The following is a 13,049-nucleotide window of genomic DNA, read 5'->3' as shown; positions in this document are numbered from 1 at the left end:
GTTCTGCCTTTTTCAGTTTCAAAAATTATTTTTTCTTTTTAACAGGTGCTTTTTTGCTGCAACTGGCTTTTGCTTCACATAAGGCTTATACAAACCATCCTTTTCAGCTCTTAATTTAGCATTCTCAGCTCTTTCTTGTGGGTCAGGATGAGAACTCATCATTTTTTCTAAAAATGAGGCTTGAGTTCCTTCGCTCATTTTAGCTAAGATACCAAAGGCTGAAGAAACCGCATTAACATTATAACCATTGTTTTTCATAAAATTATATGAAAATTCATCAGCCTCAGACTCTTGTTTTCTGCTGTGTTTACTATCAATCATTTGGCTACCCACTTTAGCTAACTGACTGTCAGTTATAGCTGCAACTTTATCAGATTGAGATGCTATTAAACCTAAAGCGGCTTCTTTTTTATAAGCAGCCTTAATAGCATCCCTTGAATCAGTATTAACCACGTGACCTATTTCATGCCCTATTACGGCAAGTAACTCATTATCATCCATAATATCCATTAAACCAGAATAGACGCGAACACTCCCATCAGCAGTTGCAAACGCATTTACTTCGTTTAATTTATACACTTTGTAATTTAGCGCAACTCCCTCTGTAGTCTTATGTTTTCCAAAAAGCTTATTTAAACGAAGAGTATACGGATCTTTAGCTCCTGTAATAACATGTTCAGCATCCATTTTATCTACCGCTGCTTTTGATAATGCAGCTGCATCAGCATCACTAAAAGTGAAGCCTGCTACCCCTTTTTGAACAGCTCCAAGAGCTTTTTCACCAAAATTTATTTGCGCGTTAGCGGTTGAAACCCCTAGTAAAACGAACAAAGCTCCTAAAATTATTGATTTATTTTTCATGATTTCTAATTTTAATCAAAGATACTAATTTATGTTAAAAAAAATAAAACACATCAACATAGTTTTTTTTTATACGTTGAGATACCTCATCATCTCTTACAAAGACAATACCAAAGAATTATTTTATAATTTCAAACCCAAACAATATCCTCTAAAAAATATGTTAAGTAAAATTTTATGCTTTGTATAAGTCTAATTCACGATTTGGTTTTACCCTTTTATAATTCAACTTTAGTTATCTTTGCATTCAGAAAATTGAGATATGGAAAACGTTGTAGAAAACAATTTACTAGAAAAAAACCAAACCAAGGCAGAACACGTCACTGGAAAACCAAAATGGTTAAAAGTGAAACTACCCATTGGTCAAAAATATACTGAACTTAGAGGATTAGTTGACAAATACAACTTAAATACTATTTGTACATCTGGAAGTTGTCCTAATATGGGAGAATGCTGGGGTGAGGGAACTGCTACCTTTATGATTTTGGGAAATATTTGTACGCGCTCTTGCGGATTTTGTGGTGTAAAAACAGGTAGACCAGAAACGGTAGATTGGGAAGAACCAGAAAAAGTAGCGAGATCTATAAAGATCATGAATATCAAACACGCAGTAATAACAAGTGTTGATCGAGATGATTTGAAAGATGGTGGATCAATCATTTGGATTGAAACAGTAAAAGCCATTCGAAGAATGAATCCAAACACAACACTTGAGACATTAATTCCTGATTTTCAAGGAAACGAAACCCACCTAGACAGAATAGTTGCCGCAAATCCTGAGGTAGTTTCGCATAATGTAGAAACAGTGAGACGCTTGACAAGAGAGGTGCGTATACAAGCAAAATATGATCGTACACTAGAAGTATTGCGTTATTTAAAAGCAAAAGGCATTAACAGAACAAAATCTGGTATCATGTTAGGTTTAGGTGAACTTGAAGAAGAAGTTTATCAAACGTTAAGAGACCTGAGAGACGCTAATGTAGATGTAGTAACAATAGGACAATACCTTCAGCCAAGTAAAAAACATTTACCCGTTAAAGAATTTATAACTCCAGAACAGTTTGCAAAATATGAGGAATATGGTTTATCATTAGGTTTTCGTCATGTAGAAAGCGGACCACTTGTTAGATCTTCATATAAAGCTCAAAAACATATATTGTAGTCAATTGTTATAAAGTCAGAAAGTCGAAAGGCTAGATATCTTGACTTTCTGACTTTGATACTTTAAGACTTTAAAACTTATGATAAGAATTGCGATAAACGGTTTTGGAAGAATTGGTAGAAATCTTTTCCGTTTACTTTTAAATCACCCAACAATTCAAGTTGTTGCCATAAATGATATTGCCGATAAAAAAACAATGGCACATTTAGTAAAATATGATAGCATACACGGTGTGTTACCGCATTCCGTGAGCTATGATGAAACAGGAATACTAGTTGGCGAATCTCATTTTCTTTTTTTTCACGAAAAAAATTTAAAAAACCTAGACTGGAAAAGTTGTTCCATTGATTATGTTATTGAATCAACAGGAAAATACAAGACTTTTGAGGAATTACACACACATATTCTGGCTGGTGCCAAAAAAGTAATTTTATCTGCACCTTCAGAAACTGATGCAATAAAAACCGTTGTATTGGGCGTTAATGAAGAAATTCTTGACGGCACAGAAACAATAATTTCGAATGCAAGTTGTACTACAAATAATGCTGCCCCAATGATCAAAGTGATTAATGATCTTTGCGGCATAGAACAAGCGTACATTACCACCATTCACTCTTACACAACAGATCAAAGTTTACACGATCAACCTCATAAAGATTTAAGAAGAGCTCGCGGCGCAAGTCAATCTATAGTTCCTACAACAACGGGAGCAGCAAAAGCGTTAACAAAAATATTCCCAGAATTTGAAGGTAAAATAGGCGGATGTGGCATAAGAGTTCCTGTTCCGGATGGTTCTTTAACTGATATTACCTTTAATGTGAAAAAAGCCGTCAGTATCAATCAAATAAACGAAGCCTTTAAACACGCCTCTAAAAACACTCTAAAAGGAATATTAGATTATACAGAAGACCCAATTGTATCTGTAGATGTAATAGGGAATAAAAATTCATGTATATTTGATGCACAACTTACTTCTGTAATTGATAAAATGGTAAAAGTAGTAGGTTGGTATGATAATGAAATAGGATATTCATCAAGGCTTATTGATTTGATTCTTTTAACATCAAAATAGTAATTTTTCAAAAAAAACATGGCAAATGAAATGTTTTTTCTTTTCTGTATTGTTTTTTACTGGTATACTTGCCTCCTACTCCACAGTGAAGGCAGATAGCCTGACCTATTATTACACGCTCAGCAATCAAAATATTAAGGACGATAATTATAGAAATGCTTTGTTTTTTACACAAAAAGCAATACAATTTGCAAAAAAAAACAACCAGAACGTAGAGCAATCACTTCATGAATTCAATTTAGGTAAAATTCTTTATGATTTAAAAAAATATGATGATGCGCTAGTTAGTTTTTTAAAAAGTGCCACACTCAACAATACTTCTACTTCGAATAAAACGAAAGCTGAAAGTTACTACCATATTGGTCTTTGCTACATGGCCAAAGAGAATTATAAAGAAGCATCCCTCTATTTTAACAATGCCGAAAATTTATTCAAGGTTTTAAAAACCACAAATAAAATTCTTGAAGTAAAACTCCAAAAAGGCCTTATTAATCGGTTCAATGGAAAAACTCAAGAGGCTATGACTATTTTTAAATCTATTATTTACATGCCAGAAGTCTCTGTTTTAGAGGATTTAAAAGCAAAGACTTTATATCAAATAGGCACTATAGAATCACAGTACAACAGAAATAATTTGGCAATTGCCTACCTAAAAAAGGCTCTTAACACTAATAATAAAATCAATAATATTGAATTAAAGACATCTATAGTACTAGCATTAAGTACCGTTTATGACAAAACATTAGATAAAAATTTAGCATACCAATATTTAAAACAATATTTAAAACTAAAAGAAGAGTTAACTTTTCTCAATAATAAAAGACTTGGAGTTGATGATTACGCTAAATTTAAAGAAGCGGAACGTCTTAAAGAACAAAATCAATTCAAAATTCAAAAAGAAGAAGAACTAAAATCAAAAAAAATATCAAAAATCATTAGTATACTTGCTATTGCTTTAATTACAATCTTATCTTTATTAAGCCTTTCTCTTTACAAAAACAATAAAATTAGAACCAAATCAAATCAGCTCTTAAAGGATAAAAACAAAGAACTTGAGATTGCTAAAAATAAAGTTGAAAAAGCATCTCAAGCCAGATCTGAGTTCCTTTCTACGGTAAGTCATGAACTGAGGACTCCGCTCAATGCAATCAACGGGATCACCCATTTACTTCTTGAAGAAGACCCTAAAAAAAACCAAATAGATTACCTTTCCTCTTTAAAATTTTCTGGTGATTACTTGACTAAGTTTATCAATGAAATTTTAGAAATTAACAAAATAGAATCTAACAAAACAGAAATAGAAGAAATCCCCTTTAATTTAAAACAACTTCTTATCAACATCAAGCAATCTCTCAAGGAGTTAGCCATTGTAAACAACAATGATTTCAAATTAGATGTTGATTATTCCATCCCTGATTTTCTCATTGGTGACCCAACTAAACTCTCTCAAATCATTTTGAACCTGATTAATAATGCGCTAAAATTTACGAAAAATGGAGTAGTAAATGTGGTAGCAAAACTCAATAATCTAGAGGATAATTATGCGACATTGGATTTTGAAATCATTGATACTGGAATAGGCATACCAGCAGAAAAACTAGAAAGTGTTTTTGATAGTTTTTCACAAGGCTCTATTGAAGTTAATAGAAAATATGGAGGTACTGGACTTGGGCTAACAATTGTAAAAAAATTAATAACCATTCTAGGAGGTGAAATACACCTTAAAAGCACTGTAAATAAAGGATCTACATTCTCATTTCAATTGAAATTTGAAATAGGAAAAAAACCCATAGATATCGTTTCTACAAGCAAGCAAAATTATGAATCCAAACTTATCAATAAGAAAATATTACTAGTAGAGGACAATAAAATCAACCAAATGATCACCACAAAAATGCTTTTTAATAAAAAAGTAATTTGCGAAGTGATTGACAATGGCGAAGAAGCTATTGAGCTTTTAAAAATTTCAAAATTTGACTTGATTTTAATGGATGTTCATTTACCCGGAATAAATGGAACAATAGCTACAGAAACCATTAGAAAATTTGACACTATAACTCCTATTATAGCTCTTACTGCTATATCTCTTGATGAAAATAGAGAAATGCTTTTATCTTTTGGTATGAACGATGTAATTACTAAACCGTTCATACCCGAAGTTTTTTATTCCATAATTGCTGATCACCTAAAGTAATTAATAATTCAAAATTAGTTCTTTTATTAAACTACGAACTTGTGGTTCGGCCTCTTTTGCTGCTTCTAGAACTTCATCATGAGAAATTGTTCCTATACTTTCAGCATCACCCATATCTGTAATAACAGAAATCCCAAAAGTTTCTAAATCCATATGTCTAGCCACAATAACCTCTGGAACAGTAGACATTCCAACACAATCAGCGCCTAAAATTTTTACCATTTTATATTCTGCTAGAGTTTCAAATGTAGGTCCTTGCAAACCAAGGTAAATACCTTCATGTGTTACAATATTCAATTCTTCAGCAATTTGAGTTGCTTTTGCAATCATTTTTCGAGAATAAGGCTCACTCATATTAACAAAACGAGGACCAAAACGTTCATCATTTTTCCCTCTCAAAGGATGCTCTGGAGTCATATTAATGTGATCCGTAATCATCACAATAGATCCTACTTTATAACTCGGGTTTACTCCTCCTGATGCATTAGATACAATAAGCTTATCAACACCCAAGAACTTCAATACACGTACCGGAAAAGTAACTTCGGTCATGGAATAGCCTTCGTAATAATGAAAACGACCTTGCATGGCGACCACTTTTTTACTTCCAATAGTCCCAAAAACAAGAGCCCCTTTATGACCTTGAACAGTTGAAACAGGAAAATTAGGAATTTCATTGTACGGCAAGGTAAAATGAACCTGCATATCACTAGTAAAACTTCCTAATCCTGAACCTAGAATAACACCGTATTCTGGAGTAAAATTAACTCTCTCTTGTATGAAACTAACTGTTTCTTGTACTTGTTCCCACATAATCTAAAATTGTTTTATTAAAATTCTCACCACCTGATATAAATGAACATGCTATACCCAAGTAAAACAGCTGTTCCCCTGAGAAATGTTCCTTCAAACGCACATAATCCTTTTCGGTGGTAATAATTTTGTTGTTTTGCGCTATTTTTTTTATTTCAACTACTTCTTTATCTGTAAAATCATGATGGTCAGGGTATGCTAAGCAAACATCACCCTCTTCTTTAATAGCATCAAAAAATGAATCAGGCTTTGCAATACCAGCAATCAAGACCTTCTTCTTACCCTGCATTGTTTCCCTTTTTATCTTACCTGACTCACCCATAATATAAGAGTCATAGGCTATGCTAGAAAAAAATAATTTTTGCTCACTTGTAATTTTAAGCTTAGCACCTATTTTTTCTTGTTCTTTTACGCTCAAATTTTCAGGACATTTTGTCACCACAATTATAGATGCTCTTTTCGCACCAGCTTTTAGTTCTCTTAAATTCCCTGTGGGCAACATACAATCATCCGTATATAAATCATCGTAGGCTGTTAGTAAAATATAAAACCCCGCTTTTACCTTTCGGTGTTGGTAAGCATCATCTAATAAAATAATATCAGGCTCTTGAGATGATTGCATTAACTGCTCAATTCCGTTTTTTCTATCGGCATCTACAGCCACTTGAATTGTTGGGAATTTACTAAAAAATTGAAACGGTTCATCACCCAAAATTTTTGCACTGGTTCCGGCTTGCGCCAAAATGTATCCTGAGGACTGTCTTTTATATCCTCTACTCAATGTAGCTACCTTATAATTATTATTAAGTAAACGGATTAAATATTCTATTTGAGGAGATTTTCCAGTACCTCCAACACTTAAATTCCCAACAGCAATAACTGGTACATCAAAAAAAGCAGCCTTAAGTACTCCAATATCATATAAAAAGTTACGAATACTAGTGACCAAGCCATACAAAACAGCAAACGGAAAAAGTATTTTTCTCAGTAATTTCATTTTACGAAAGTAGAATAAATTATCTTTGAATTAAAAATCTAGTACAGATTTCAGCAATTATAAAATATTTTTAAAATTTAAATAAACCGAAATCTACTTCTATCCGTATCAAGAACATGAAAATCAAAGAAATAATTTACGTACTCGAAGAAATGGCTCCCACTGCCTATGCCGAAGAATTTGATAATATAGGATTACTTGTAGGCGATCAAGAGACCGAAGCTACCGGAATTTTAGTTTGTCATGATGCTCTAGAGGCTATTATAGATGAAGCTATTGCAAAAAAATGCAATCTTGTCGTGTGTTTTCATCCGATTTTATTTTCTGGATTAAAAAAGATAACCGGAAAAAATTATGTAGAGCGTGCTGTTATTAAAGCCATAAAAAATGATATCGCTATATACGCCGTTCATACTGCCCTGGATAATCATCAAGAAGGTGTCAATAAAATATTTAGTGATGCTCTTGGGTTGATCAATACAAAAATCCTGATTCCTAAAGAGCAATTTATTCGAAAACTAGTGACTTACGCCCCGCTTGACAATGCCGAAATCGTTCGGTCTGCTTTATTTGCAGCAGGCGCTGGCAACATAGGCAATTATGAAAACTGTAGTTTTAGCTCTACTGGAACGGGAACTTTCAGAGGCAATCAAAACAGTAATCCCGTTGTAGGAGACCGTCATGAACTTGTTCAAAGCACCGAAGTCAAAATAGAAGTGACTTATGAGAAACATTTGGAACGCAAAATTCTTACTGCTCTATTTAACAGCCACATTTATGAAGAAGTTGCTCATGAAATATACACCCTGCAAAACAAACATCAAAACATTGGCTTAGGAATGATAGGCGAACTTCAAGAACCCATGCAAGAAACTGAATTTCTTACCTTTGTAAAAAAGCAAATGGACTGTGGTGGTATCAGACACTCTAGTTTTACGGGTAATAAAATAAAAAAAGTAGCCGTACTTGGTGGAGCTGGAAGTTTTGCTATTTCAAATGCAATTCAAGCTGGAGCAGATGCTTATTTAACAGCTGATTTAAAATACCATCAGTTTTATGAAGCCGAAAACAAGCTCCTTTTAGCAGATATTGGACATTTTGAAAGCGAACGCTATACAAAAAATTATATTGTAGAGTATCTTCGAAAAAAAATCCTTAATTTTGCAATTATTTTATCAGAAGAAAATTCAAATCCAGTTAAGTACTTATAGAATATGGCGAATACAAAAGAATTAAGTGTTGAGGACAAGTTAAGAGCAATTTACGATTTACAACTTATTGACTCTAGAATTGACGAAATCAGAAACGTAAGAGGAGAACTGCCTTTAGAGGTAGAAGATCTTGAGGATGAAGTGGCTGGTTTAAGCACACGTTCAGAAAAATTAAAGGGAGAACTTGAAGTTATAGAAGACCTTATCAAAGCTAAAAAAATAGCTATTGATGAACACAAAGAGTCTATCAAAAAATATACAAAACAACAGGAAACGGTTCGTAATAACCGAGAATTCAACTCTTTGACAAAAGAAGTAGAGTTTCAAGAGCTTGAAATTCAATTGGCTGAAAAGCAAATCAAAGAAATGAAAGCTTCTATCGAGCACAAAAAAGAAGTAATTGCAGGTTCAAAAGAAAAATTAGAATCAAAATCAAACCACTTAAAACATAAAAAATCAGAATTAGATGCTATTCTTGCTGAAACAGCAAAAGAGGAAGCATTCTTATCTGAAAAATCTATCGAATTCCAAAACTTAATCGAGGAGCGTTTGTTAAATGCTTACAAAAGAATAAGAGGAAGCGTTCGTAATGGATTAGCTGTAGTTTCAATCGAAAGAGGTGCATCAGCAGGTTCTTTCTTTACTATTCCACCACAAACGCAAGTTGAAATTGCTTCTAGAAAAAAAATCATTACTGATGAGCACTCTGGAAGAATACTAGTAGACAGCGTTCTTGCAGAAGAAGAAAAAGAGAAAATGGAACAATTGTTCTCAAAAATATAATACCTTTAAAGTCCCGATAACATCGGGACTTTTTTTTATGATCAAGCAGATATTCTATACTATTTTTACCAAGTCAGTGGGTACCTACATCAACCTACTCAGCTACCTTGCCCCAACAAAAGCAGTACAACTCGCCTACAACTTGTTCAGTAAACCTCGTGATGGAAAGTTACAAGTTGATCAATTACCCACCGTACTGCAACAAGCACAAACCCAGACACTCTCATTTCAAGATCAAAAAATACAAACCTATACTTGGCCTGGCAACAGTCATGTTATTTTATTAGTACACGGTTGGGAGAGCAACGCCTCTCGCTGGGAAAAGCTCTTGCCTTACCTCACTAAAACCGGCAGCACCATCGTAGCACTTGACGGTCCTGCGCACGGACTCTCTAGCGGAACGACCTTCAATATTCCGCATTACGCCGAATTTTTACACCAAGTGGTACAGCATTTTAAACCACAAACTTTAATCGGACACTCGCTAGGTGGCAAAACCTGCTTGTACTACCAGTCCGTTTACCAAAGCGACGACTTAAAAAAAATGGTAATTCTGGGCGCTCCAAGCGATTTCAAGATAATTTTAGACAATTACATCACACTTTTAAGCCTCAATTCTAGAATTTTAACCGGCCTAAAAAAATATTATCGTGATGTTTTTCAACTCAATACAGATGAATTTGCCGGACAACATTTTGCAAAAAATATTTTAACTCAAGGCTTTCTAGCCCATGATGAACAAGACCAAGTAGTGCTTATTCACGAAGGAAAAAAAATAGCAACCTCTTGGAAAAACGCTACTTTTATCACCACAACTGGCCTCGGCCACAGCATGCACGACCACAATTTATACGAAAAAATTAGTCAGTTCATTCAAAATTAGGGCGTGCCGCCGCGGCGACCAGGCTATTCGCTGCAATCTTTTTGGGCAAAAAAGCCCTAAAAAAGGATTTCCGCTGCTATCCTTCACGCAAATCCGTCATAAAGTTGATAAGTTCGTTTTACAAGCAATCTCAAAATCAATAGCTATTATAATTTGCAAATTGATTACTTTTGCAGCATGGAAGATCAATTAAAACGCCTCAACAAATTCATTGGCGAAACAGGTTTTTGCAGCCGTCGCGAAGCTGATAAAATCATCGAAGAAGGACGAGTAACAATCAATGGTGTTGTACCCGAATTAGGGACCAAAGTAGCACCTCATGACGAAGTACGTATTGACGGCAAATTAATTCGTGAAAAAACAGAAAAATCAGTATATCTTGCCTTTTACAAACCAGTAGGTATAGAGTGTACCACAAACCTTGATGTACACAACAATATTGTAGATTATATAAATTATCCAAAGCGCATCTTCCCAATTGGGCGTTTAGACAAAGCCAGTGAAGGTTTAATTTTCATGACAAATGATGGCGATATTGTCAATAAAATATTGCGTGCGCGCAACAATCACGAAAAAGAATATACCGTTACTGTTAACAAACCCATCACTGATCGTTTCATTGAAAGAATGGGAAATGGTGTACCTATTTTAGACACTGTCACTAGAAAATGTAAGGTAGAACAAATTAGTAAATTTACATTTAAGATCATCCTAACACAAGGTTTAAACCGTCAAATCCGAAGAATGACTGAATATCTTGGTTATGACGTTACCGCCTTAAAACGCATTCGAATTATCAATATTTCACTGGATGTTCCTGTGGGCCGCTACCGTGATTTGACTGATGCCGAAATAAAAGAACTCAACGCACTTATTGAGCCATCCAGCAAAACAGAAGAAGCTAGTTTACCAAAAGTAGAAACGCCAAGAAAAAGAACTGAGTTTATAAAAAGAGATGACCCTAGATTTAAAAAACGTGGGGATTATTAACCCAACCTTTTTTCACATCATATTGAACTAAAAAAGGCTTATTGAAATGATTCAATAAGCCTTTCTTTATTTTACAACTTGAATTATATTTTCTTGTTGAAAATTCTTAATTCATTTTCGAAAATGTAATAAATTGATTGCGTTCCTGGATCAATTTCGTAAATCGGACGTATGTTTTCAAAAATGATTTTATCTAATTCTTTACCATCTTCTTTTTTTACTTTTACTAATACCTTTTTACTTGTTGCTTCATCTTTAGCAAAAATATAAGAATAATCACGATTTTGTTTCATCGCTTGATAACGTTGTCCAAATCTTTTTGACACATCACCTAAAAAAGCAGCTCCAGCAGCTTGATTAGCAGATTTTTTCAACAGTGCTTCATCTTTTTCTTTTACAACAGATGTTGTTTCTTTTCCTGTTGCTGGGTCAATAGTAGTCATGGTCCACTCACTTCCCATTACAGCATTTCCAAAAGAAGCAACACCTAATCCAATTGATCCTGCAGTTGCAAGCGCTGATCCCCAAGCCCTACCACCGTCTCCAGGTTGTGTGTAAATGTTTTGGTATAAAACTTTACCATCTTTACTAACCCCCATAACTTCTGTAGGTCCAGAAAGTGCAACTCCCCAAGAAAATAACTCAATAGAGTTTAACTCTTTTTCTTTCTTCACATTTACTTTGGCAAAAGCATCTGGTTTGTCTGATCCTTTAGAATCAAATTTGAAAAGTTTTTCGTCATTGTATACTAAAAACTGATTGTTTTCCTCATCAAAAACATTCAATAATGGACGGCTTTCGTTAAATTTTAAATTTCCTCTCCATAATTTTTTTCCGCTTTTGTAATCCACTAAATTACCATAAGTTGCTGTTAAGTATAATACTTTATCATCAACTTTTCCTAAATAATTAATTGCATCTTCTTTATTATCAGAGATTTCTATAAAGCTTTTCCATTTTTTTTGTCCGTCTTTATCGATAAGCATCATCTCGTTTTCAGCAACATATAAATAATCTCCGTCAATTGGGATTACTTTTTTCAATCCCTCACCACGAGCATCTTTTTTCCAAACTTTAGACCCATCATTTAAGTTGAAAAAGTTGAAACCGCTGTTGTGAGCTACTAAAATTTTAGTCCCCCAATCTTCCAGATAAACAATGTATTTTGTTTTAATCGCATCTTCCCAAATTGGTTTACCTGTTTGAGCATCCAATACATTTAAATATTGCTTTGCTGACAACAATCCTTTACTATTGATTACTACTAAGTTTGTATTGTTTTGAGTTGGAAAAACTTTAGTATATTCAAGATCTCCAACCCATTTTAAATTACCATTTGTTCTATCAATAGCAGATAATTTCCCATAATAAAGGGAGTAAATCATGTTGCTACTAACTTGTGCTTCATTAGATGTATTTGCTTTAAATGTAAACATAGAAGAAAGCATACTTTTTGCTTCTCCTTGTTCTGTTTTCCATTTCACATCTCCAGTATTTAAATCGATCAAAGACGCTATAACTTTACCGTTCTCAACCCCTTTTACTAAATACTCATTATCTTTATATAAAAATTGGCTATTAAAAACCGTGTATTTATAGTTTGCTGAATTATAAACAACTTTACCATCTTCAGTATTAATCAATATTGTTTTAAAATTAACCAAAGCCTCAACATAAACAGTTCCATCGATTGGTTTTAAAATACGTTTACTCGCAAATAAATTATCAGTATCAACGTTACTTAATGTTTCTAGCGCAGAAACGTTTCCAACAACTTTATCCGCATCAAAGCTCCAAACTTCAGCTTTAGTTTCAGGACTTATACCTCTAACCACATTACCTTCCTTAACCACTATAATTCCTGTGATTGCATTTTGGGTTAAATCTTCAATTTTTGAATTCATTTTAATAACTTGATCAGCCACTCGCTGGGCAAAACCAGAGAAGCTGACTAAAGTTAAAAAGAGCACCATTGTAATTTTTTTCATAGTTTTTTTGGGTTAAGGGTTATATTAAATTTAACCAAATAGTGAAGCAAATATCTCATATTGACACGTTAAAAGCAAGGTTATTAATAAAAAAA

Annotated in this window: 11 protein-coding genes; 7 read left to right on the top strand and 4 right to left on the bottom strand. The window is 33.7% G+C overall.

What is annotated here, in order from left to right:
* Positions 1–18 precede the first annotated feature (18 nt).
* Positions 19–861 carry a M48 family metalloprotease gene (locus tag LQ189_RS02985; protein WP_230154206.1) on the bottom strand — a complete coding sequence of 281 codons (843 nt, stop codon included), beginning with the start codon at positions 859–861 and terminating at the stop codon, positions 19–21.
* A gap of 262 nt (positions 862–1,123) precedes the next feature.
* Here LQ189_RS02985 and lipA point away from each other — a divergent pair, with 262 nt between their 5' ends.
* The 3 genes from lipA (at position 1,124) to LQ189_RS02970 (ending at position 5,289) form a co-directional block, all read left to right on the top strand.
* Positions 1,124–2,023, top strand: a complete 900-nt coding sequence (lipA, locus tag LQ189_RS02980; protein WP_230154204.1) for a lipoyl synthase — start codon at positions 1,124–1,126, stop codon at positions 2,021–2,023.
* Between the two features lie 79 nt (positions 2,024–2,102).
* Positions 2,103–3,095: a type I glyceraldehyde-3-phosphate dehydrogenase gene (gene gap / locus LQ189_RS02975; protein ID WP_086453430.1), complete on the top strand. Its 993-nt coding sequence runs from the start codon at positions 2,103–2,105 to the stop codon at positions 3,093–3,095.
* A 25-nt stretch (positions 3,096–3,120) separates the two neighbouring features.
* Complete coding sequence (locus tag LQ189_RS02970; protein WP_230154203.1) at positions 3,121–5,289, top strand: ATP-binding protein; 2,169 nt, start codon at positions 3,121–3,123, stop codon at positions 5,287–5,289.
* Here the strand turns inward: LQ189_RS02970 and LQ189_RS02965 are convergent, their stop codons facing one another.
* A complete protein-coding gene (locus tag LQ189_RS02965; RefSeq protein WP_230154201.1) occupies positions 5,290–6,102 on the bottom strand; it encodes a purine-nucleoside phosphorylase in 813 nt (270 codons plus the stop codon).
* On the bottom strand, positions 6,074–7,099 hold the full coding sequence (gene lpxK, locus LQ189_RS02960; protein WP_230154199.1) for a tetraacyldisaccharide 4'-kinase: 1,026 nt from the start codon (positions 7,097–7,099) through the stop codon (positions 6,074–6,076). Before lpxK ends, LQ189_RS02965 begins: the two co-directional genes overlap by 29 nt.
* Positions 7,100–7,215: 116 nt before the next feature.
* Between lpxK and LQ189_RS02955 the strand changes: the two genes are divergently transcribed.
* The 4 genes from LQ189_RS02955 (at position 7,216) to rluF (ending at position 10,966) form a co-directional block, all read left to right on the top strand.
* Positions 7,216–8,310: a Nif3-like dinuclear metal center hexameric protein gene (locus tag LQ189_RS02955; protein WP_230154198.1), complete on the top strand. Its 1,095-nt coding sequence runs from the start codon at positions 7,216–7,218 to the stop codon at positions 8,308–8,310.
* 3 nt (positions 8,311–8,313) lie between these two features.
* Entirely contained in the window at positions 8,314–9,093 is a 780-nt protein-coding gene (locus LQ189_RS02950) for a zinc ribbon domain-containing protein (protein WP_086453425.1), read from the top strand.
* A 37-nt stretch (positions 9,094–9,130) separates the two neighbouring features.
* Positions 9,131–9,976: an alpha/beta fold hydrolase gene (locus LQ189_RS02945; RefSeq protein WP_230154192.1), complete on the top strand. Its 846-nt coding sequence runs from the start codon at positions 9,131–9,133 to the stop codon at positions 9,974–9,976.
* 177 nt (positions 9,977–10,153) lie between these two features.
* Positions 10,154–10,966, top strand: a complete 813-nt coding sequence (gene rluF, locus LQ189_RS02940; RefSeq protein ID WP_086453424.1) for a 23S rRNA pseudouridine(2604) synthase RluF — start codon at positions 10,154–10,156, stop codon at positions 10,964–10,966.
* An 83-nt stretch (positions 10,967–11,049) separates the two neighbouring features.
* Here rluF and LQ189_RS02935 read toward each other — a convergent pair whose 3' ends face one another.
* The gene (locus LQ189_RS02935; RefSeq protein ID WP_230154190.1) at positions 11,050–12,954 is read right to left on the bottom strand and encodes a PQQ-binding-like beta-propeller repeat protein; all 1,905 of its coding nucleotides are present in this window, start codon (positions 12,952–12,954) and stop codon (positions 11,050–11,052) included.
* Positions 12,955–13,049 lie beyond the last annotated feature (95 nt).

It is taken from the genome of Flavobacterium sp. CECT 9288, from assembly GCF_918731615.1.
Classification (GTDB): domain Bacteria; phylum Bacteroidota; class Bacteroidia; order Flavobacteriales; family Flavobacteriaceae; genus Flavobacterium.
The sequence above is the reverse complement of the archived record's forward strand: the minus strand, read 5'-3'. Positions and strand labels throughout refer to the sequence as shown.